Source organism: Pantoea septica, assembly GCF_002095575.1.
In the GTDB taxonomy this organism is placed as follows: Bacteria; Pseudomonadota; Gammaproteobacteria; order Enterobacterales; family Enterobacteriaceae; genus Pantoea; species Pantoea septica.
The window spans coordinates 75,306-96,131 of the sequence record NZ_MLJJ01000003.1; the positions used below are offsets into that span (position 1 = coordinate 75,306).

16 protein-coding genes and 1 pseudogene are annotated in these 20,826 nt (G+C 60.9%); 7 read left to right on the plus strand and 10 right to left on the minus strand.

Annotated features, from left to right (window positions below):
- Nucleotide 1: 1 nt before the first annotated feature.
- The 5 genes from HA46_RS02385 to HA46_RS02405 are packed head-to-tail and all read right to left on the minus strand — an operon-like array spanning nucleotide 2 to nucleotide 5,607.
- Nucleotides 2-868, minus strand: a complete 867-nt coding sequence (locus HA46_RS02385) for an ABC transporter ATP-binding protein (protein WP_084882120.1) — start codon at nucleotides 866-868, stop codon at nucleotides 2-4.
- On the minus strand, nucleotides 840-1,745 hold the full coding sequence (locus HA46_RS02390; protein WP_084882059.1) for an ABC transporter permease: 906 nt from the start codon (nucleotides 1,743-1,745) through the stop codon (nucleotides 840-842). The genes HA46_RS02385 and HA46_RS02390 overlap by 29 nt, the downstream gene beginning before the upstream one ends.
- Entirely contained in the window at nucleotides 1,742-2,767 is a 1,026-nt protein-coding gene (locus tag HA46_RS02395) for an ABC transporter permease (RefSeq protein WP_084882060.1), read from the minus strand. The genes HA46_RS02390 and HA46_RS02395 overlap by 4 nt, the downstream gene beginning before the upstream one ends.
- Entirely contained in the window at nucleotides 2,764-4,395 is a 1,632-nt protein-coding gene (locus HA46_RS02400) for an ABC transporter substrate-binding protein (protein WP_084882061.1), read from the minus strand. Before HA46_RS02400 ends, HA46_RS02395 begins: the two co-directional genes overlap by 4 nt.
- A 57-nt stretch (nucleotides 4,396-4,452) precedes the next feature.
- Nucleotides 4,453-5,607, minus strand: a complete 1,155-nt coding sequence (locus tag HA46_RS02405) for a mandelate racemase family protein (protein ID WP_084882062.1) — start codon at nucleotides 5,605-5,607, stop codon at nucleotides 4,453-4,455.
- Nucleotides 5,608-5,932: 325 nt separating this feature from the next.
- Between HA46_RS02405 and HA46_RS02410 the strand changes: the two genes are divergently transcribed.
- From HA46_RS02410 to HA46_RS02435, 5 genes are all read left to right on the plus strand, one after another.
- A complete protein-coding gene (locus tag HA46_RS02410; protein ID WP_084882063.1) occupies nucleotides 5,933-6,757 on the plus strand; it encodes an MBL fold metallo-hydrolase in 825 nt (274 codons plus the stop codon).
- 98 nt (nucleotides 6,758-6,855) lie between these two features.
- Nucleotides 6,856-7,971, plus strand: coding sequence for an ABC transporter substrate-binding protein (locus HA46_RS02415; RefSeq protein WP_084882064.1), 1,116 nt, complete (start codon nucleotides 6,856-6,858; stop codon nucleotides 7,969-7,971).
- Nucleotides 7,972-8,099: 128 nt separating this feature from the next.
- Complete coding sequence (locus HA46_RS02420) at nucleotides 8,100-8,507, plus strand: DUF2231 domain-containing protein (protein ID WP_048786879.1); 408 nt, start codon at nucleotides 8,100-8,102, stop codon at nucleotides 8,505-8,507.
- Between the two features lie 12 nt (nucleotides 8,508-8,519).
- A complete protein-coding gene (locus tag HA46_RS02425) occupies nucleotides 8,520-9,812 on the plus strand; it encodes a PQQ-dependent sugar dehydrogenase (protein WP_033790006.1) in 1,293 nt (430 codons plus the stop codon).
- Between the two features lie 642 nt (nucleotides 9,813-10,454).
- Nucleotides 10,455-11,084: a DapH/DapD/GlmU-related protein gene (locus tag HA46_RS02435; RefSeq protein WP_084882065.1), complete on the plus strand. Its 630-nt coding sequence runs from the start codon at nucleotides 10,455-10,457 to the stop codon at nucleotides 11,082-11,084.
- 23 nt (nucleotides 11,085-11,107) lie between these two features.
- On the opposite strand, the gene HA46_RS02440 is transcribed toward HA46_RS02435, so the two are convergent.
- Nucleotides 11,108-12,427 carry an MFS transporter gene (locus HA46_RS02440; RefSeq protein ID WP_084882066.1) on the minus strand — a complete coding sequence of 440 codons (1,320 nt, stop codon included), beginning with the start codon at nucleotides 12,425-12,427 and terminating at the stop codon, nucleotides 11,108-11,110.
- A 474-nt stretch (nucleotides 12,428-12,901) separates the two neighbouring features.
- Between HA46_RS02440 and HA46_RS02445 the strand changes: the two genes are divergently transcribed.
- Nucleotides 12,902-15,256 (plus strand): membrane-bound PQQ-dependent dehydrogenase, glucose/quinate/shikimate family, encoded by a 2,355-nt coding sequence (locus HA46_RS02445; protein WP_084882067.1) that lies wholly within the window; start codon nucleotides 12,902-12,904, stop codon nucleotides 15,254-15,256.
- 65 nt (nucleotides 15,257-15,321) lie between these two features.
- On the opposite strand, the gene HA46_RS02450 is transcribed toward HA46_RS02445, so the two are convergent.
- Both HA46_RS02450 and HA46_RS02455 read right to left on the minus strand, forming a co-directional pair.
- Nucleotides 15,322-16,800: a catalase gene (locus HA46_RS02450; protein WP_033790013.1), complete on the minus strand. Its 1,479-nt coding sequence runs from the start codon at nucleotides 16,798-16,800 to the stop codon at nucleotides 15,322-15,324.
- A 160-nt stretch (nucleotides 16,801-16,960) separates the two neighbouring features.
- Nucleotides 16,961-17,701, minus strand: a complete 741-nt coding sequence (locus HA46_RS02455; protein WP_084882068.1) for a nitroreductase family protein — start codon at nucleotides 17,699-17,701, stop codon at nucleotides 16,961-16,963.
- 286 nt (nucleotides 17,702-17,987) lie between these two features.
- On the opposite strand from HA46_RS02455, the gene HA46_RS02460 reads away from it, so the two are divergent.
- Nucleotides 17,988-19,115, plus strand: coding sequence for a lactonase family protein (locus HA46_RS02460; RefSeq protein WP_084882069.1), 1,128 nt, complete (start codon nucleotides 17,988-17,990; stop codon nucleotides 19,113-19,115).
- 45 nt (nucleotides 19,116-19,160) lie between these two features.
- On the opposite strand, the gene HA46_RS02465 is transcribed toward HA46_RS02460, so the two are convergent.
- A complete protein-coding gene (locus HA46_RS02465; RefSeq protein WP_084882070.1) occupies nucleotides 19,161-20,060 on the minus strand; it encodes an Rpn family recombination-promoting nuclease/putative transposase in 900 nt (299 codons plus the stop codon).
- Nucleotides 20,061-20,640: 580 nt separating this feature from the next.
- A pseudogene (locus HA46_RS21515) lies at nucleotides 20,641-20,784 on the minus strand (STM2901 family protein); the annotation flags it as partial.
- Nucleotides 20,785-20,826: the final 42 nt, after the last annotated feature.

Genomic DNA, 20,826 nt, shown 5'->3' on the forward strand with positions numbered 1-20,826 from the left:
CTTAATCGTTCAGCCAGCTGGACTGACGCTGCAGCACCGGCAGACGGCTGCGACGCTGGTCGATATCCGGCAGGGCTGCCAACAGGCCCTGCGTATAGGGATGGCGCGCGCGGTCGAGATCGCTCGCCGCCAGCGACTCCACCACGCGCCCGGCATACATCACCAGCACGCGGTCGCAGAAGCTGCGCACCAGGCTGATGTCGTGGCTGATAAAGATCAGCCCCAGCCCGCGAGCCTTCACCAGCTCATCCAGCAGCGCCAGAATTTGCAGGCGAACCGAGACGTCGAGCGCCGAGGTCGGCTCATCGGCGATGACCAGCTCCGGCTCGGTGATCAGCATCATGGCGATCATCACGCGCTGGCCCTGGCCGCCGGAGATCTCATGGGGGTAGCGCTGATAAAGGCGCTCAGGCTCGCGAATGCGCACCACCTCCAGCATCTCCAGCGCGCGTTTTTTCGCGGCGGCGTGCTGGCCGCGATGGTGGCTGCGCCAGGCCTCGGCGATCTGCTCGCCGACGCGCACCACCGGATTAAGGGAATATTTCGGGTCCTGCATAATCATCGAGATGCGCCTGCCGCGGATGGCGCGCATCTGCGCCGGGCTGGCGCGCAGCAGATCGATCTCGCCGAACTGCATGCGCGCCGCCTCAATGCGCGCCTTCGCCGGATGGAGCTGCAGCAGGGCGCGGCCCACGGTGGATTTGCCTGAGCCGGACTCGCCGACGATCGCCAGTTTTTCCTGGCCGAGCTGAAAGGAGACGCCGCGCACCGCCGGGGTGCTGTGACGTCCGTTAACAAAATCGACGCGCAGATCGTGCACGTCCAGCAACGGCGCGCCGTTACTCACTGCGGGGATCGAGCAGGTCAAGTAGGCCATCTCCTAAGAAGTTGAACGCCAGGCTGTTGATCAGGATCGCCAGGCCCGGCACGGTCACCACCCACCAGCACTCCAGCATGTAGGTGCGTCCGCTGGCGATCATCGCGCCCCATTCCGGCGCAGGCGGCTGCGAGCCGAGGCCGAGAAAGCCGAGCCCGGCGGCGGTGAGGATAATGCCCGCCATATTCATGGTGATGCGGATAATCACCGACGGCAGACAGAGCGGCACGATATGCCGCCACAGCACGCGCAGCGGCGACGCGCCCTGCAGCCGCACGGCGGAGATAAAGTCCGCCTGGCGCAGAGACAGGGTTTCGGCGCGCGCCAGCCGCGCGATGGGCGGCCAGGCGGTAAGGGTAATGGCGATCACCACATGCTCCAGGCCGGGGCCAAGCGCGGCGACGAACGCCAGCGCCAGCACCAGGCTGGGAAAAGAGATAAAGATATCGGTGATGCGCATCAGCGCCGCATCCACCTTGCCGCCGAAATAGCCGGCGGCGACGCCCAGCAGCAGCCCGAGCGGGCCGACGGTGACCGACACCAGCAGCACGATATAGAGTGTGATGCGCGCGCCCCACACCAGGCGGCTAAAGATATCGCGGCCAAACTCGTCGGTGCCGAACCAGTGCTGCGCCCCCGGCGGGCTGAGGGCGTTGTCGAGATCCTGCACCAGCGGATGATAAGGGGCGATCCAGGGCGCGAACAGCGCCGTCAGGCAGAGCAGCAGCACAATGCCGCCGCCGATGGCGGTCAGGGGATTGCAGGCCATGCGTAGAAGGAAATGGCTGGCGCGCGCGGCAAAGCGCCGACAGCGCGCCAGCCGTTCGCGCGCTGCGCCGACCGGTGGCGTATCGATCGATAGCGTCATACTTTTGTCCTCGGATCAAACACCTGATAAAGCAGGTCGGAGAGCAGATTGAGCAGCACGAAAATCAGCCCGACCACCAGCACGCAGCCCATCACCGCGTTCATATCGCCCAGCATCATGCTGCCGGTCAGGTAGGAGCCGAAGCCCGGCCAGGAGAAGACCGTCTCGATCAGCACGGCGCCCTCCAGCAGCGAACCGTAGGCGAGCGCCACCACCGTCAGCAGCTGCACCAGAATATTGCGAAAGGCGTGCTGCCAGATCACCTGCCACTCCGTCAGTCCTTTGACGCGGGCCGTGAGGATAAACTCCTGCGACAGCTGCGCCAGCATAAAGCTGCGCGTCATGCGGCTGATATAGGCGAGGGAGTGAAAGCCGAGCAGCGACGCGGGCAGCACCAGGTGGTTTAGCGCGTTCCAGAAGACCGTGGCGTTGCCCGCCAGCAGCGCATCCACCAGCATCAGGCCGGTGCGGCGCGGCACCACGCCATCGAGGCTGAAATCGACTCGGCCCGCGCCGCCGACCCAGCCCAGATGGGCATAGAAGAGCAGCAGACCCATCATGCCGACCCAGAAGATCGGCGTGGAGTAGCCCGCGAGGCTCACCACGCGCACGGCATAATCGATCGCGCCGTTGCGCCGCGCCGCGGCGAGCACGCCAAGGGGCACGCCGAGCCCGGCGCCGATAACGATCGCCAGCGTCGCCAGCTCCAGCGTGGCGGGAAAGACGCGCAGAATATCCTGGCTGACGGGCTGGCCGGTAAGCAGCGCATGACCGAGATCGCCGTGCAGCAGCCCGTTCAGATAGATGCCGAACTGCGTCCACAGCGGCTTGTCGAAGCCGAGCTGGTGGTAAACCTGCTGATAGGTCGCGTGATCGGCGTCCGGGCCGACGATCGCCAGCACCGGATCGAGCGGCATGACGCGGCCGATAAAGAAAGTCAGCAGCAGCAGGCCGAACAGGGTGATAAATACCTGCGTCGCGCGTTTGCTGACGCGGCGCAGCTGCGGAAGGGCGGCGATCATGGCGTGCCTCCTGCCAGGCTCTCTGGCGTTTTCCAGACGTCGCGTAAAAAGGTGGTGGCGGACGGATGCGGCTGATAGGCCTGTACGCGGTTGTTAACCACCACCGAATCGACCATCTGGGAAATGGGCATCAGCGCCGGGATCAGCTGGTCATAGCGCTGCTGGATGGCGAAATAGGCCTGCTGCTGCTTTGCGGGGTCGCGCTCCGTCAGCGCCCGATCGATCATGCTGTTGAGCCGGGCGTCGTAGAAGCTGGTGCGCCAGCCCTGGAAGTTGGTCAGCCGCGCGCTGTCGGCGTTGTCCGGGTTGTAGACCAGCGAGCGCAGGCTGGAGTGGGGATGCGGCTCGACGCCGCTGCCGCCGCGCCCGACCAGCAGCCCGAACTGCCGGTCGCGCATCGCGCCATAGATCTGGTTACCGGTGCCGGTGATAATGCGCGCGCGGATCCCCGCCTGCATCAGCGTCGACTGGATGGCGATGGCGACGTTGAGAAAGGGCTGATCCGCCAGCACGCGCAGCGTGGTGTCGAAGCCGTAGGGATACCCCGCCTCCGCCAGCAGCGCGCGGGCGCGCGCAATGTCCAGCCGGTAGCCGGGATCGGGCAGCGTCGCAGGCATGCCGGCCTGGATAGGCCGCTGATGCAGCACGCCGTAACCCGCCATCAGCGTTTTATTGATCCCCTGATAGTCCACCAGATAGCGCAGCGCCTCGCGCACCTTCGGGTTGGCGAAATGGGCGTCTTTCATGCTCATCGCCAGGTAGTAGATCGTGCCGCGCTGCACGCTGTCGATGCTGAGATCGGGATCGTTGCGCAGGGCGCGCACGTCCGGGATCGCCATATTGCTGGCGATATCGAGATCGCCTTTCTCCATCATCAGGCGCAGGGTCTGCGACTCCTGCAGGTGGCGAAACACCACGCGCTGCATCTTCGCCGCGCCGCGCCAGTAGTCTGGCGCGCGGCTCATGGTCAGCACATCTTTCGCCTGCCAGCCGTCGAGCCTAAACGGGCCGGAACCGGCCGCATGGGTGGTGAGCCAGCGGTTGCCCCAGTCGTTATTGACGGCGTGCGCCTGCACCGTTTTGCTGTCGAGCACCACCATGCTGCCGAGCGCGGCGAGCGAGTAGAGCACCAGCGAGGGATCGTTGGGCTTCGGCAGGCGGATAACCAGGGTGCGCGCGTCGGGGGCGGCGATCATCTCGTCGACGTTGGCCTTGCTGAAGCCGTAGGATTTCCACACCGACGCCTGCGCCAGGTTGAGATGCAGCACGCGGCGCATCGACCAGACGGCGTCGGCGCTGGTCAGGGCGTTGCCGGAGTGGAAGCGCACGTCGTCGCGCAGCCGAAAGGTCAGCGTGCTGTTGTCCGGGCTGATGCGCCAGCTCTCCGCCAGCGCCGGGCGCACGCGCGTCAGCTGCTGCGGATCGAGCTCCACCAGCCCGTCATAGAGGTTAACCACGATGCCGACCACTTCGTTGCCGGTCATGGCGGCGGGATCGAGCGTGAGCAGATTGTTCATATTCATGCCGACGATCAGCTGGTCGTCAGGCGTATTCGCCTGAAGCGACGCGCTGCCCGCCAGCAGCAGCAGCGTGGCGAGCCACGCGCCGCAGCGGGTGCGGATAGTCATAAAGTAAGTCCAGCAGGTCAGAGGTTTAGCGTCGTTTGCTGTACTTCTCTCTCAGCGTTACCAGCGGTTGAGCGTATGGGTCTCAATCCAGCTGAAGTTGATGTCTTCGCCCAGGCCGGGCCGGGTCGGCAGCTGCACATAACCCTCATCGTCCATCGGATCGATCAGGCTGTTGAGGTAAGCCGGCGGCTGCTCATAGTCGAGAAAGGGGTGCAGCAGGCCGCGCTCGTACCAGCGGCAGTTGCGGATCGCCCCGACCACCGCCAGGCTGGCCGCGCCGTTGCCGTGCACCTCGCAGTCCATGCCGAACGCTTCCGCCAGGCTGGCGACCTTCATGGTGGCCGCGATGCCGCCGACGCCGTTGGCGCCGGCGCGCAGGATGTCGCAGGCGCCGGCGCGCACCCAGTCGGCGCGGCTGTGATGCTTGCCGCCGAGGCTCTCCGGGCCCAGCACGTCGATGCTGAGGTTTTCCGCCAGCCAGGCGTAGGAGGCCATGCTCTCTTCCTCCATCGGCTCTTCGAACCAGCTGAAGTTGAGCTTCTCCAGCGCCTTGCCGATAGTGAGCGCCTCGCTGCGGCTGTACCAGTGGTAGCCGTCCAGCATCAGGGCGATATCCGGGCCGACCGCTTCGCGCACCGCGGCGCAGGCCTTGATATCCATCTGCGGGCTGGGGGCGAACGCCACCGGCGGCATCCAGGTATGCAGCTTGATCGCTTTATAGCCGCGCGCCACCAGCGTTTCGGCGAAGCGCGCATAGTCGTCCGGCGTCGCCAGCCCGCCGGGCAGCTCGTCGCCGCACATGGTGCTGCCGTAGGCGGGCACCCGTTCGCGATAGCCGCCGAGCAGTTTGTGCACCGGCTGCTGCAGCCGGCGGCCGATAAGATCCCACAGCGCCTGCTCGACGGCGGAAAGGGCGCGCTCGGTGAGCTGATGCGCGCTGCCGCGCTGCCAGTGCGCCAGATCCTGCCACAGCCGTTCGCGATCCATGGCGTTCTGTCCGATCAGCACCTTGCGGAAGAAGGCGTTGACCACGTGCGGTCGGATCACCTCCGGCGGCGCGAAGGCGTAGCCGCTGTGGCCTTCCTCGGTGGTCAGCGTCAGCAGCGCCATCTGCGCCTCGGTTTCGTCGCCGGGATGGGAGTGTCCGGCGCTGTCGGCATGACGCCTGCTGGGATAAGTAAACTGGGTGACTTCGATTGCGCTGATCTTCACGGCACAGGCTCCTTATGCAACGGCTCTCGCTGGATGTGAAATAAAATTAAAACGATGTTTCATTTCGTAATCTAGCGTTCACAGATTGTTTACGCATTAGCCAAAGCGAGGTAAATGCAGCCGTAAATTAGGGCAGCCGCACAGGGTGATGTGAACAGATTCACGAAGCCTGTCCACTTTGTGAGCAAGGACGCACTGGGAAAATGCGTGGCCGATTCTGCCGCTCACGCTTGCAGATGCGGCAGAGCTGACCATTATTGTTTAATTAACCCGTTCATCATTAACCGGCCCTTTGGCCGCTACGGCGAAAGGCAAGGAGGAAACCATGCGCGTTCATCACCTCAACTGCGGCTGTATGTGTCCCTTCGGCGGCGCGCTCTACGACGGATTCAGCCGCTCGCCGCTGGCTCACCTCAGCTGCCACTGTCTGCTGCTGGAAACCGACGCGCACGGACTGGTGCTGGTGGATACCGGCATCGGCCTGCAGGATATGGCGCACCCTGGCCGGCTGTCGGGCTTTTTCCGGCTTTTCAATAATATTCAGTTCGATCGCCGGCTCAGCGCCTGGCAGCAGATCGTCGATCTCGGCTTTAAGCCGGAGGATGTGCGTCATATCATCCTGACGCATCTCGACTTCGATCACGCGGGCGGCATCAGCGACTTTCCACAGGCGCGCGTGCATCTGCTGCAGCGGGAGCTGGATACCGCGCCGCAGCGCCAGAGCTGGCTGCAGCGACAGCGCTTCCGGCCGCAGCAGTGGGGCAACCATAGCGGCTGGCGCGGCTACGCCGCCGGTGGCGAACGCTGGTTCGGCTTCGATGCGGTGAAGGCGCTCGACGATCTCAACGACGAGGTGCTGCTGGTGCCGCTGCCCGGCCACACGCTGGGGCACGCGGGCATCGCGGTGCGGCAGGGCGACGGCTGGCTGCTGCACGGCGGCGACGCCTGGTTTTACCGCGAGGAGATGCGGCAGCCGGAGCGACACTGCACGCCGGGCCTGCGCTTCTACCAGTGGATGATGTGCAGCGATCGCGACGCCTGGCGCACCAACCAGCAGCGGCTGCGCGCGCTCTCCCTGCAAACCGACGCGCAGGTGACGCTGTTCTGCAGCCATGACCGGCGCGAGCTGGGCCTGCTCGACAGCCGGTAAAAGATTTCTCTCTGCCTCTTTTCCTGCAACCCATTTTGCGTAATAGTAACGGCGCTTTACATAAATAATTATCATTATCGTTTGAATGGGTTAATTCAATGAAAAAATGGATGTTAGCGCTGGGGTTGTTGTGCATCGCGGGAACGGCTACGGCCAAAACCATCACCGACGTGGCGGGCCGTCAGGTTGAGGTCGCCGCCGAGTCGAAACGCATTATTCTGGGCGAGGGGCGGCAGATCTATCTGCTGGCGGCCTTCGACACCGACGCGCCTTTTCAGCGAGTGGTGGGCTGGCGCGACGACTTTCATAAGGCGGACTGGGACGGCTATCAGGCCTATGAGGCGCGCTATCCGCAAATTAAGACGCTGCCGACCTTCGGCGGCGCCAAAGACGGCACCTTTAACGTCGAGCAGGCGCTGACGCTGAAGCCCGATCTGGTGTTGATGAACCTCGAGTCGAAAGCGGCGACCGACGAAGGCAAGCTGATCGAGAAACTGCAGGCGGTCGGCATCCCGGTGGTGTTTATCGATTTCCGCGAAGCGCCGATGGTTAATGCGGAAAAAAGCATTCGCATCATGGGCGAGCTGGTGAATAAGCCGGAACGCGCGCAGGCGATTATCGATTTTCGCCGTCAGCAGATTGAGCGCGTCACCGCGCGGCTGAAAGATTTTCACGGCACGCGCCCCAAAGTAATGATCGACCGCGCCGGCGGCTACACCGACGAGTGCTGCATGTCGTTCGGCAATGAAAACTTTGGGCAGATGGTGGAGATCGCGGGCGGCAGCAATATCGCGAAAGATCTTATTCCCGGCACCTTCGGCACCCTCAACCCCGAGCAGATCATCGCCAGCCGTCCCGACGTGGTGGTGGTGACCGGCGCGAACTGGAAAAACTACAACACCGTCGGCAAGTGGGTCGGGGTCGGGCCGGGCGCCGACGTGAAGGAGGCGGAAAAGCGCCTGCAGATGCTGATGATGCGCGACGCCTTCAAAACCCTGCCGGTGGCGCACAACGGCCATGCACACGCCATCTGGCATCAGTTCTACGACAGTCCTTATCAGTTCGTCGCTATTCAGGCGCTGGCGAAGTGGCTGCATCCCGATCTCTTCGCCGATATCGATCCGGACGCGACGTTCCGTGCCTTTCATGAGAAATTTTTACCGCTGCCTTACCAGCCTGGTTACTGGGTAACCCTGCCTGCCGACAAGCGCTAATCGCCTCAGCGCGGCAGGGACGCCGCGTTATCGCCTGAATCTTTCCGTCATCTTTCTTCATATTTACTAATATTTTACAGGCGCGGCGCGTTTTGCGCGCCGTAACGCTCAATGATAGGGAGAGGATAATGACCAGAACTTCGGGACGATCGGCTTTCGCCGTGGCGCTTTACACGCTGTTCGAACCTGTGCCGCTCGGCTTTTTCGTGGCGGCATGGATCTTCGACATTATTTACCTTAACAGTTACGTCGTAGAGTGGACGCACGCCGCCAGCTGGCTAATCGCCATCGGGCTGGTCATCGCCATTCTTCCGCGTCTTATCGCCCTGATTGATCTGTTCCGCGGCAGCCGCCGCGCGGAAAAGGTGCATTTCTGGCTCACGCTGGTGGCGATCCTGCTGGCGATCGTTAACGCCTTCGTTCACAGCCGCGACGCTTACGCCGTGGTGCCGTCCGGCGTCATCCTGTCGACCCTCGTGGTGGCGCTGATGCTGATCGCCAATGTTCAACTCGCGCTGCGTCAGCGCACGGCTTAAGGAGAAGCACCGATGAAAAAGCAAACGCTTATCGCGATGGCGCTGACCGCGCTGCTGGCAGGCTGCGACAGCGGCGCGCAGCTCGATCCCCAGAAGCAGACCGGGCCGAATCCGGAGCTGCCTGAGGCGAAAAACTTCTTTATGCCGCCGATGCAGGTGCCGGAAGGGGTGCCGTGGAAGCAGGGCGAGATGCCGAAAGTGGCGCAGGGGCTGAAAATCGAGAAGATCGCGGAGAACCTCAAGCATCCGCGTCAGGTGCTGACGCTGCCGAACGGCGACGTGCTGGTGGCGGAGTCCAACGGTCCGGCCAAACCCACCACGCGGCCTAAGCAGCTGATTATGGGCATCGTGCAGAAAGCCTCAGGCAAGGGCGGCGAGGGCGGCAACCGCATTACGCTGCTGCGCAACGTGAACGGCAAATGGGAGCAGCACCTCTTTATCGAGAATCTCTTTTCGCCCTTCGGCATGCAGCTGATCGGCAATACCCTTTACGTCGCCAACGCCGACAGCCTGGTGAAATTTCCCTATCAGGCGGGGCAAACCGAGATCCGCACGCCGCCTCAGCTGGTGACCGATCTGCCTGGCGGCCCGATCAACCACCACTGGACCAAAGCGCTGGTCGCCAGCCCGGACGGCAGCAAACTCTATGTCGGCATCGGTTCTAACAGCAATATCACCGAGAACGGCATCGGCGCGGAATACCATCGCGCCGCGGTGCTGGAAGTCGACGCCGCCAGCGGCGCGACGCGCCTTTACGCAACCGGGCTGCGCAACCCGACCGGCCTGCAGTGGGAGCCGCAGAGCAACCGGCTGTGGGCTATCGTCAACGAGCGCGACGAGATCGGCTCCGATCTGGTGCCTGACTATATGACGTCGGTGCAGGAGAACGGCTTCTACGGCTGGCCTTACAGCTATTTCGGTCAGCATGTGGATACGCGCGCGCAGCCGCAGCGTCCCGATCTGGTAGAGAAGGCGATTAAGCCGGACTATGCGCTTAGCTCGCACGTCGCGCCGCTGGGGCTGCTCTTCTACCAGGCGGACAATATGCCGCAGTATCGCGGCGGCGCCTTCGTCAGCGAGCACGGCAGCTGGAACCGCACGCCGCTTAACGGCTACCAGGTGGTGTGGGTGAAATTTGAAAACGGCAAGCCGGTCGGATTGCCGCAGCCGGTGGTGACGGGATTCCTGACCGACGATCAGAAGCAGGTAAGAGGCTTGCCGGTCGGGCTGGCCGCCGATCGCCAGGGGGGGCTGCTGATTGCGGATGACGCCGGCAACACGGTGTGGCGCGTCAGCGCGAAGTAGTTTTTCACAGGCATAAAAAAAGGATTTGGCGTCACGGCCAAATCCTTTCTTTTTTTGTTCGCTTAACGGCTGGTGACCGCGCTGCGAACGAGGTGCTCAGCACTCTCCACACCTGCGATTCTAAATAGCGCGGAGAAATATTTCAAGTTTCGCCAAAATACTGTATGGTTATACAGGTGTTGAGCGCCAGGCAGAGCCGACTTGCTGACTGGCCGCTCCCAGGGGCACGGTTTCGAAAATCCCGGCAGGCATCAGGTGGTGCTGGCCTGTGGCTTTAGCAACGAGTGCCGCTCAGCGCTCTCCACAAGATGTGCTTAGGCGCCCGGCGGGTAGAGTCAAAGCCTCGGTAGCCGAACAGCGCGCTCCTGTTGAAGGAGAAGGAAAGTGATGGAACTGATTAGATTGCTCCTGGATCTTATCCGGGTCATCTTGCAGATCATCGTTGCCCTTTTGCAACTGACCGGCCAGGCTCACTAGCCGGAACTTGAATAAAGGCGGAGCTGACCACTCCGCCTTTTTCGTCGCGCCGTCCCGCCGCAACCACACTGTCTTTCGCCTGTCATCTTCGCCCGTTACCGTCAGCGCTGTTTCCGCCGCGCCGCACGCGCTGCTTATCCAGACATCCGACCAGACGAGGCCATTATGTCTTTGCACGCTCTCTCTTCCGCCCGACTGCAGCAGACCTTTATCGACAGCAGCGTACGCCTGCGCGACACCATCGTCGGGCAGCAGTGCGAAATCCTGGCGCGCAGCCACCTCGAATACAGCACCCTGGGCGACTTCTCCTATATCGGCGAATACTGCCACGTGGCGGACACGCAGATAGGCCGCTTTACCGCTATCGCCAACCAGGTGCGCCTTGGCGCGCCCAATCACCCGATGGATCGCGCTTCGCAGCATCGCTTTACCTACTGCCCGGAGTATTACGACGCCAGCGCGGCGCGCGACAGCGGCTTTTTCGCCGACCGCCGCGCCGCGCGCGTTAACATCGGCCACGACGTCTGGATTGGCCACGGCGTGATTGTGCTGCCGGGCGTAACGGTCGGCGACGGCGCGGTGCTGGCGGCAGGCGCGGTCGTGACGAAAGATGTTGCGCCCTACAGCATCACAGGCGGCGTGCCGGCGAAACCGATCCGCATGCGCTTTACGCCCGCCATCGTCGCGCGCCTGCGGCAGATCGCCTGGTGGGAGTGGCCGCTGGAGAAGCTGATGGCGAACCTGGCTGATTTTCAGTCCGGCGACATCGCGCGCTTCTGCGATCGCCACGGCTGACTGCAGGGCGCGCTGGCAGCCGGTTACAGCGCCTGCTGCGCTACGCCGCCGGCGCTGTGCGGCTGTAGCGGTTTCTCCGGCTGCAGCAGCGTCATCGCCAGCATGCTGCCCAGCGCAATAACGGCGGTGACGGTAAACATCGCATTGTAGCCGTAGTACTCCGCAAGCCAGCCGCACAGCATCGGCGAGACGATGGCGGCAAGATTGGCGATTGCCAGCGTCATGCCGCTAAAGGCGCCGACGGAGGCTTTCGGCGTCACGTCGATGACCACAGACCAGTAAACGTTGTTCACCATGGCGTTGAGCGCGTTGCCCAGCGTCATCAGCGCAATAATCGCCGTTGCCGATCCGGCGTACGGAATGGCCATAAAACAGCAGGCGGTGCCCAGCAGCGTCACAGCCGCGAACAGGTTGCGCGCCACGCGCAGGTTATTGAAGCGCGCCAGCAGGCGATCGGCGAGTCGGCCGCCGAGCAGCACGGTCAGGCAGGCGCCGCTCCAGGGGATCATCGCCACGTACCAGAGGGAATGGAGATCGTAATGGAAGCTGTCCTGCAGATATTTCGGCAGCCAGGTCACCAGCGTGAAGGTGATATAGAGAAAAGAGAAGTAGCCGAGCGCATTGCACACCAGGGTACGGCTGGTGAAGAAGCGCCACCAGGGCAGCGGCGTATCAGCGTGCGCCTCCTGACGCTGACCGTCGCTGATCAGCGCGCGCTCCGCCGCGTTCGCCGCGGGGTGCAGTTCCGGGGCGTCGCTGAAGGTGCGCGCAAACAGCAGCATCGCCAGCAGCGAGAAGAGGCCCAGCAGAATAAACATCATGCGCCAGTCATGGGTCAGCAGCAGCAGGCCGACCGCAATCGGCGCGGTCAGCAGCGATCCGACCTGCGTGGAGAGCAGGCCGATGCTCAGCGCGAAACCGCGCTCGTTATCCGGCGCCCAGTGGGCGATGGCTTTGTTCATCAGCGCGTAAGCAGGGCCTTCGGAGAAGCCGAACAGAATGCGCAGGGCGGCGAAGCCCATAATCGCCGAACCGCCGAACAGCGCCATGCCCAGATCGCCAGCCCAGGCGGTGGCGATCTCCAGCAGCGACCAGAGCACGCCCGCCATTAGCCAGACCTTGCGCGTGCCGAGCCGATCCGCAAGGAATCCGCCGCACAGCGATCCGAACAGATAGCCGAAACCAAAATAGCCCAGCACCGCGCCCAGCTGAACTTTGCTGAACTGATACTCCTGAGAGATGGCGTTAGCGGCAAAGGACAGCGCGCCGCGATCGATGTAATTGATTAAGGCGACAAAGAACAACATGGAAAAGATAACGTAACGATAGCGACTCGGCTGCATGGTGCCTCTCCTGCGTGAATAGGGTCTGCAAGGGAGAAGCAAGATCGGTGCCGAATGAGTAGCGGGCAAGCTGGCCGGGCGTTGCGCGCGAGGCAGGCATGAAATTACCAGCCTAATGGTTCGCCTGCGCATCATTTAGGTGCAGTTAAGCGGTGTCGGCTGCGACAGAAGGGGAAAGTCCGCCTCATCAACCCACGCCGGGTTAAATTTATGTGTGCATTTTGTCAGCGGCTTGAACAAAAGATGCGGTAAAGCCGGGTAACCTATTAGCCGTACCGTACCATCATGCCTCTTTATGCCCGCCAGAGGCTCTGTAAAGCGAGCCTGCACTGCTTTTGGCTGTCGTAAATCCGTTAGCCAGGCTAACCACTCGCAAGATATTGTGTTTTTACGAAAAATTTACCTAAGTTAAAATAACGTTGAAGTTATGTGTATTTATTTTATTTCGTCCCTTGAATGAGGAAAAGAAGGATCATGGTTAACAAGCTAACCAGTATCGTAATGGCGATTGTCGCCGTGGCGATGCTGTATATGGGCGGGAAGCTATTGCTGCTGGGGGGCAGCGCGTTCTATGCGCTGATGGCCGTAGGCTTACTGCTCACCGCGATACTGCTGTTTCTGAATAAACGCAGCGCGCTGTCGCTGTACGCGCTGCTGATGTGGATCACCCTGTTCTGGACTATCTGGGAAGTGGGCTTCGACAAGTGGCAGTGGATCCCGCGCGGCGACCTGTTTGGTCTGTTCGGCGTCTGGCTGGCGCTGCCCTGGGTGGTGCGTCCGCTGACCCAGCGCAAGTTCCATCCTTTCCTCGGCACCACGGTGGTGGTGATGATCGCCCTGGTGATCGGCCTCTGCTTTTACGATCCGCTGCCGCAGCAGGGAACCATTACCAATGCGCGCACGCCGTCCGCCTCGACCGGCGCCGGCAACGACTGGACGGCCTACGGCGGCTCCAGCAATGCGCTGCGTTTCTCTTCGCTGAATCAGATCACCAAAGATAACGTGAAAGATCTTGAGGTCGCCTGGACCTACCACACCGGCGACCTGCGTCAGAGCGACGACGCGACCGAATACACCTTTGAGGCGACGCCGCTCAAGGCGAACGGCATGCTCTACTTCTGCACGCCGCATAACGAGGTGCATGCGCTCGATCCGGAAACCGGCGCGGTGAAATGGAAATATGCGCCGCCGCAGGATCGCTCCTATATGCAGCAGCACCAGACCTGCCGCGGCGTCGGCTTCTATGACGCCGGCAACCCGGCGACGGACAGCAGCGCAGCGCAGCCTGCGCTCTGCCGCAAGCGTATCTTCAACGCGACCACCGATGCGAAGCTGGTGGCGCTGGATGCCGACAGCGGCAAGCCTTGCGCCGATTTCGGCCAAAACGGCGTGGTCGACCTGCATGCCAATATGGGCGAAGTGCGTCCGCATGCGCTGATGCAAACCTCTGCGCCGCTGGTGGCGGGCAATCTGGTGATTGTCGGCGGCTCGGTAATGGACAACGGCTTTAACCGCGGAAACCCGTCCGGCGTGATCCGCGCCTGGGACGCCGTTTCCGGCCGTCTGGTGTGGAACTTCGACCCGGCCCAGCCGGAGGCGACCCAGCCGATTGCGGCGGATGCGACCTATCCGCAGGACACCCCGGTGGCCTGGGCGACGCTGAGCGCCGACCTGAAAAACGGCCTGGTCTATGTGCCGTTCGGCAACGCCTCGCCGGATGAAGTGGGCATCGAGCGCGATCCCAACAGCAACACGGAGAAATTCCGCGATGCGCTGGTGGCGCTGGATCTGAAAACCGGCGCCTTTAAATGGCGTTATCAGAGCGCCAATCACGATCTCTGGGACCGCGATAACCCGTCTCAGCCGTCGCTGGTGGATATCGATTATCAGGGCAGCCAACAGCCGGCGGTCATCCTGCCGACCAAAACCGGCAACCTGTTCGTGCTCAACCGCCTGACCGGTCAGCCGATCTATCCGGTTAATCAGGTGAAGGTCTCGACCGAAGGCGGCGTTGAGGGCGAGAAGTTCGCCGCTACGCAGCCGGTCTCCAGCCTGAACTTCATTCCGCAGCCGCTGACGGAAAAAGCGATGTGGGGCATTTCGCCGTTCGACCAGATGAGCTGCCGCATGGGGTTCCGCGAGCTGCGCTATGACGGCAACCCGTGGACGCCGGCCACCGAGAAGGGCTCGCTGATTTTCCCGGGCAATATCGGCGTATTTAACTGGGGCTCGGTGGCGGTCGATCCTGAACGTCAGCTGCTGATCGCCGCGCCGGTGCGTCTGGCCTATAAGTACAACCTGATTAAGCGTACGCCAGCGACCGCCACCGAGCGCATGTTCACGAAAGATGGTTCGCCTTACTGGAATGAAAACTTTCACGGCGATTACGCTATCCATATTCAGCAGTTCGCGTCAGAGCTGGGCATACCCTGTATCGCGCCGCCGTGGGGCCGTATGGTGGGCGTCAATCTGAAAACCGGCAAGACCGAATGGCTGCGCCGCATCGGCACCACCAAAAACCTCAATACCTCATTTTTGCCGGGACGTTTCCCGATTGGCTTCCCGATGGGAATGGTGGCGCACGGCGGTCCGCTGGTGACGGCAGGCGACGTGGTGTTCCACGGTGCGACGGCGGATAACTTCTTCCGCGCCTATGACAGCACCACCGGCGCGCTGCTGTGGCAGACCGAGCTGAGCGCGGGCGCGCAGGCCACGCCGTCGACCTTTATGGGTAAAGATGGCAAGCAGTATGTGGTGATTGCCGCTGGCGGCCACGGTTCGCTCGGCACCAAAAGCGGCGACAGCGTGGTAGCGTTCCGCCTGAAATAACGGCGTGCCTGCACCTCGCGAAGAAAAAGATAAAGCGCCCAGTTGGGCGCTTTTTTTATGCTGGATTATGGCTGAGCCTGCCGTTTCGAGCGCTCTTCCAGCACTTTCAGCGCGATTTTGTCGCCAATCGCCTGATCGATATTGCGCCAGTACTCAAACGCGCGCGACAGCACCGGCTCTTCTACGCCGTTAAGCAGATGGCCGCTCACGTTGCTGACCAGCCGCTCGCGCGCCGCGTCGTCCATGACTTTATTGATCAGCGTATTCGCCTGGCCGAAATCGTCGTCATCCTTGCGCAGCGTGTAGGGCGCGCGCACCATCTCGCCGCTGGCCTGCCAGGTAGAGTCGGTTGGGTAGCGTTCGCCGTCCGCCGCCGGGCCGCCTTTGCTGTTCGGCGCATAGACAGGATCGGAGACCGGATGAATACGCATCGCGCCATCTTTGCTGTAGCTGTTAACCGGCGACTGCGGCGCGTTGACCGGGATCTGCTTATAGTTGACGCCCAGGCGGTGACGGTGCGCGTCGGCGTAGGAGAAGACGCGTCCCAGCAGCATCTTGTCCGGGCTAAGACCGATGCCCGGCACCAGGTTGTTTGGCTCGAAGGCTGCCTGTTCGATCTGCGCATGGTTGTCGGTCGGGTTGCGGTCAAGCACCAGCTTGCCCACTTTAATCAGCGGATAGTCGCCGTGCGGCCACACTTTGGTCAGGTCGAACGGGTTATAGCGGTAGGTTTCCGCCTCGGCGAACGGCATGATCTGCATATAGAGCGTCCAGCTCGGGAAGTTGCCTTCCTTGATAGAGAAGTAGAGATCGCGCGTATGGTGGTCGATATCTTTCCCGGCAAGGGCATCGGCCTCTTCCTGCGTCAGGAACTCGATGCCCTGGTCGGTGTGAAAATGATATTTCACCCAGAATTTTTCGCCCTCGGCGTTCACCCACATATAGGTATGGCTGGAGTAACCATTCATATGGCGCCAGGTTTTAGGAATGCCGCGGTCGCCCATCAGCCAGGCGACCTGATGCGACGATTCCGGCGACAGCGTCCAGAAGTCCCACTGCATATCGTTATCGCGCAGGTTGTTATCGGCGCGGCGCTTTTGCGAGCGGATAAAGTGCTGGAACTTCATCGGATCGCGAATAAAGAAGACCGGCGTGTTATTGCCCACCATGTCGTAGTTGCCTTCGGTGGTGTAGAACTTCAGAGCGAAACCGCGCGGGTCGCGCCAGGTGTCGGGGCTGCCGCGCTCGCCGGCTACGGTTGAGAAGCGCAGCAGCACATCGGTGCGCGTGCCGGGCTGGAACACGGCGGCTTTGGTATATTTGCTGACGTCATCGGTCACAATAAAGTAGCCGAACGCGCCGCTGCCTTTAGCGTGCGGCTGACGCTCCGGGATGCGTTCGCGGTTAAAATTCGCCATCTGCTCAATGAGATAGTGATCGTGCAATACCAGCGGGCCGTCAGGGCCGACCGACAGCGAATGCTCGTCGCTGGCGACGGGAATACCGGCATCCGTAGTTGTCGGTTTACGCTCATCATTGCTCATGGTTCTCTCCATTTTAATAGGGATATAGCAACCATTAAGCGTAGTTAAGAATCGCGCGTCTGCCGTAGCAGAATGCTGATGATTGCGAAAGGCGGAGGGCAAAAAAGAGTGAGCGAAGAGAAGGGCGACGCTCAGGCAAGCTGCCTGAGCGCGGCGGATGTTACTTGTCGGTGCCGAAGCCCTGTTTTTTCAGCGCGCCCAGCACGTGCGGGAAGTAGATGTTCTGATAATAGCCGCTGACGCTTTCGCTCCAGCTCTCGCCGTCGGAACGGCCGATGTTCTGCCAGTGCTGCACCATCTCCTGATTGTAGGCGGCGATCTTCTCCTCCAGCCCGGCAGTGCGGTAGGCCTCTTCATGGCGGAAGGTTTCCAGCGGCAGGCGCGGTTTCTGATGCGACGGCTCATCGACATAGCCAATCACCACGCCCGCAACCGGGAAGGTATATTCCGGCAGTTCCAGCAGGCTAATCAGCGCGTCGGGATCGCGGCGGATACCGCCGATCGGCACGATGCCCAGACCTTCCGCGCGCGCGGAGGCCATCACGGAGCCCAGCGCGATGCCCACATCGGTGGCGCCGGAAACGATGCTCTCGATACTCTGCTGAGCGATCTGCTCGCGGCCGATCGCCTCTATCGCCACGCGCGATTTATGCATATCCAGCACGAAGGTCAAAAACACCGGCGCTTTGGCGATCCACGGCTGGCCGCCGGCGATCTGGGAGATCTCCTTACGCTTCGCCGCATCGCGGGTTACAACGACAGAAACCTGCTGCGAGTTGACCGAGGTCGGCGCGCGATAGGCGGTGCTGATAATGCGATCCAGAATCGCGTCGTCAATCGGCTGCTCGGTAAAACTGCGTTCGCTTTTATGGCTGGTAAAAATATCAATTAGTGAATTCATGGATCCTCCAGATGTGGAGGCTAAGAGTAGCAGGTTCGGGCAGGGCCAGATTTAACCGCATTGGTCATTCCCGGCAACCTGAGGTCTTTCAGAGGATTAGCGGGCAATCCGGCAGTGAGCCAGCGCGCATTTCTGAATAAATGGTAAAACATAACAACTATGTAACAATATGAATGCGCTGGCGTTTTGGGCAATTTCCCAACAGGCCTCAGGCAGCTACACATAACCACGGCGCGTCCGGCTGCGTATACCTGAAGCGGCAACTCTCAACCTACTGAGGTGACACATGAATAACACTCTGGCGCTGCGCCGGGCGATTCTCCTGCTGGGCATGGCCTTTAGCGGTTCGCTGCTGGCGCAGACCTTTGTTTACGTTTCGGCGGCGGAGGATGGAAAAATCGCGCGTTACGCCTTAAACGATCGGACCGGCGCGCTAAAGCCGCTGGGCGAAACGCCGGCGGGGGGCAAGGTGATGCCGATGGCGATAAGCCCGGATAAACAGACCCTTTACGCCGCCGTGCGCAGCAGGCCGATGCGGCTGGTCAGCTGGTCCATCAACAGCAAAACCGGTGCGCTGACGCCGGCGTCAGAGAGCGCGGCCGCCGCAAGCTATCCCTATATCAGCCTGGACAGGCAAGGGCGCTTTTTGCTGGCGGCTTCCTATGATAGCGGTCTGGTGCATGTTTATCGCCTCGGGTCAGGCGGGAAGGTGACGACGCCTTTCGTGTCAGAGGTACAGGCGGGTCACGCTGCGCATTCGGTGATTGTTGATGCGACGAATCGCGCCGCCTACGTCGGCGTGCTGGGCACCGATCGCATTCTGCAGCTGGCGCTGCACCAGGATGGCCAGCTGACGCCGCTGGGCGACGGTTTCGTTGCTACAGCAGAGAAAAACGGGCCGCGACACTCGGCGCTGTCGCCGGATAATCGCTTCCTGTATAACGTTGGCGAAATGAGCGGCGCTATCGTGCAGTTCGCGCGGCAGCCGGATGGCACGCTGACAAAGGTCGCCGACTATCCCAGCGCGGTCGCGCAGAAATATCAGCTGCAGCACGGCGTGGAGCGCACCGCCAGCTACAGCGACACCACGCCGCGCATCTGGGCGGCCGATATCAAAATGACGTCAGACGGGCGCTTTCTCTACGTGACGGAGCGGACCAGCAGCACGGTAACGGGCTATCGCGTCAGCCCGCAGGATGGAAAGCTGCAGCTGATTAACAGCTGGCCGGTTGAAAAGCAGCCGCGCGGCATCGCCATTACGCCTGACGGGCGCTGGCTGATAGCCAGCGGCGAGAAGAGCGCGGTGATCGGCAGCTATGCCATCGCTAAAGAGAGCGGGGAGCTGCAAAGGGTCGCTGAAGCGCCGGTCGGCAAGGGGGCAAACTGGGTGAGTATCGTCAGCTTCAAGCAGTAGCGGGCAAATAAGCAGAACCGCCCAGGCGGCGGTTCCTGTTAACGGTTAGCGGCGCTGAATTTGCTGTAAATCTTCTTCAGTGAGGCCGGTTATTTTCATCACCAAAACGCGATCCAGGTTGTTTTTTAGCATTTTTCTAGCCATTTCCAGGCAGGCTTCATGTTTACCCAGTTGGCGTCCTTTCTCCATGCCTCGCTGTTCAAGCTGTTCTGCAATGGTCACGAATGTCTCCTTATGCTGCGGCACATGACGCGCCAGTTCGCTTAGCGTGAGTTCCATATCCGGCGTTTCGCCGACCTGAAGCATATAGTTTACCAGCGACATTAGTTGCTGTCCGGTCATAAATTCGGTCTGCATCAGGGTGGCCAGACGCGCGATAAGGCTTGTTAAATCGCGCTGGCGAATATGCTTTTGCAGCAGAGTCAGCGCCGCCATGCTGCGGTGCTGCATAATCTCCTCATCCGGGATAATAGTTACATCAATCAAGGGGAAATGCCCATTATAGAGCGCAGCTGCCTGTTCAGCCTCGCAGAAGAGATCGAGCCAGCGCAAAGAGTAGGGATAAGGGCTGCGTTTGCCCTGATAGAAAAGAACGGGGATCACCAGCGGCAATTTGCTATGTCCGGCATCAAGATGGCGCTGCATCGCGGCGATAGCGTAGCGCATCAGGCGAAAGGCCATATGTTTGTCCGGAGAGCTTTGATGCTCGATCACCACCTGCAGATAGCCATCGCCGGCGCGCGTTTTCAGGGAGTAAAGTACATCGCTGTAGTAAGGACGTAAATCATCTTCGACAAAGCTGCCGGACTCCAGTTTCAAGGTCGACAAGTCGCAGAGCGCCAGCAGCTCAGGCGGCAGATGCAGCGTTAAAAAGTCGCGCGCGGTTCTCGGGTGCGCCAGAAAGGTTTTAAAGACCGCATCATGCGGCGTGCAAGTTCGCTTCATCCTGAAGTCTCGGCCAGCTTTTTATCTGCCGGACCTTAACAGTCGTCTATGGCGTGCGGAAGTGAGAAAAGCGTAGCAGCCGAGGCGGCTCACAAAAATACGCGGTGGTCTGCAGGCGCATTATCAAGGGCAATAGCCGACATCACGAACGGCGCTGTGGCAGATTTGCGGTGTTTAACTTATAAGAAGAAAAGAGGGAAGAGAGAAACCGTATGAGCTTAGCATCCTGATCATCAGCAATATCTAATTTAACATAATATACATTATGTGCACCAATGGCTCAGAGAGCGAAAAGCAGCCCTCCGGCGTGAATCATTCATACAACCGCGGCCAGCTCAGGCAGACTCAATGAGCATATCGATTTAGTCAGCATGCTTACGTCGATAAATTTCGACACTAACTAAATTTCGCCTCATAACCCCATCCTGTTGTTACCAGAGCCTAAAACAACAAAAGTCTTATCGTGCGGACGTAGAATGACGTTTCCAGACAGGAAATCGTTATAAGGAACTACCGTGCGCATAAAAGGCGGTAACATTCCACGGTTTAACAAGCTCATAAATACGCTTTTCGACAATGTCTACCCTATCTTGTCATCTCCTTTGGCAATGCGGTTGCAATCTTTAACCGTGCAGAACGCGATTTGTGAGACATCGGATGCCAGAATAATCCAAACCAGCACAGGGATAGCCCGACCAGTAAAAGCACTGATTTTTCTGACCATTCCCCTCAATACCGCTCAGGGAGGATCTTTATCTGCACCCAG

Excerpts from the sequence above, each read along its gene's own strand:
- HA46_RS02410 (WP_084882063.1), top strand. The coding sequence starts at position 5,933 with ATGCGCGTTCATCACCTCAACTGCGGCTGTATGTGTCCCTTCGGCGGC.
- HA46_RS02450 (WP_033790013.1), bottom strand. The coding sequence starts at position 16,800 with ATGAGCAATGATGAGCGTAAACCGACAACTACGGATGCCGGTATTCCC.
- HA46_RS02390 (WP_084882059.1), bottom strand. The coding sequence starts at position 1,745 with ATGACGCTATCGATCGATACGCCACCGGTCGGCGCAGCGCGCGAACGG.
- HA46_RS02455 (WP_084882068.1), bottom strand. The coding sequence starts at position 17,701 with ATGAATTCACTAATTGATATTTTTACCAGCCATAAAAGCGAACGCAGT.
- HA46_RS02400 (WP_084882061.1), bottom strand. The coding sequence starts at position 4,395 with ATGACTATCCGCACCCGCTGCGGCGCGTGGCTCGCCACGCTGCTGCTG.
- HA46_RS02425 (WP_033790006.1), top strand. The coding sequence starts at position 8,520 with ATGAAAAAGCAAACGCTTATCGCGATGGCGCTGACCGCGCTGCTGGCA.
- HA46_RS02420 (WP_048786879.1), top strand. The coding sequence starts at position 8,100 with ATGACCAGAACTTCGGGACGATCGGCTTTCGCCGTGGCGCTTTACACG.
- HA46_RS02460 (WP_084882069.1), top strand. The coding sequence starts at position 17,988 with ATGAATAACACTCTGGCGCTGCGCCGGGCGATTCTCCTGCTGGGCATG.
- HA46_RS02415 (WP_084882064.1), top strand. The coding sequence starts at position 6,856 with ATGAAAAAATGGATGTTAGCGCTGGGGTTGTTGTGCATCGCGGGAACG.
- HA46_RS02395 (WP_084882060.1), bottom strand. The coding sequence starts at position 2,767 with ATGATCGCCGCCCTTCCGCAGCTGCGCCGCGTCAGCAAACGCGCGACG.
- HA46_RS02465 (WP_084882070.1), bottom strand. The coding sequence starts at position 20,060 with ATGAAGCGAACTTGCACGCCGCATGATGCGGTCTTTAAAACCTTTCTG.
- HA46_RS02440 (WP_084882066.1), bottom strand. The coding sequence starts at position 12,427 with ATGCAGCCGAGTCGCTATCGTTACGTTATCTTTTCCATGTTGTTCTTT.
- HA46_RS02445 (WP_084882067.1), top strand. The coding sequence starts at position 12,902 with ATGGTTAACAAGCTAACCAGTATCGTAATGGCGATTGTCGCCGTGGCG.
- HA46_RS02435 (WP_084882065.1), top strand. The coding sequence starts at position 10,455 with ATGTCTTTGCACGCTCTCTCTTCCGCCCGACTGCAGCAGACCTTTATC.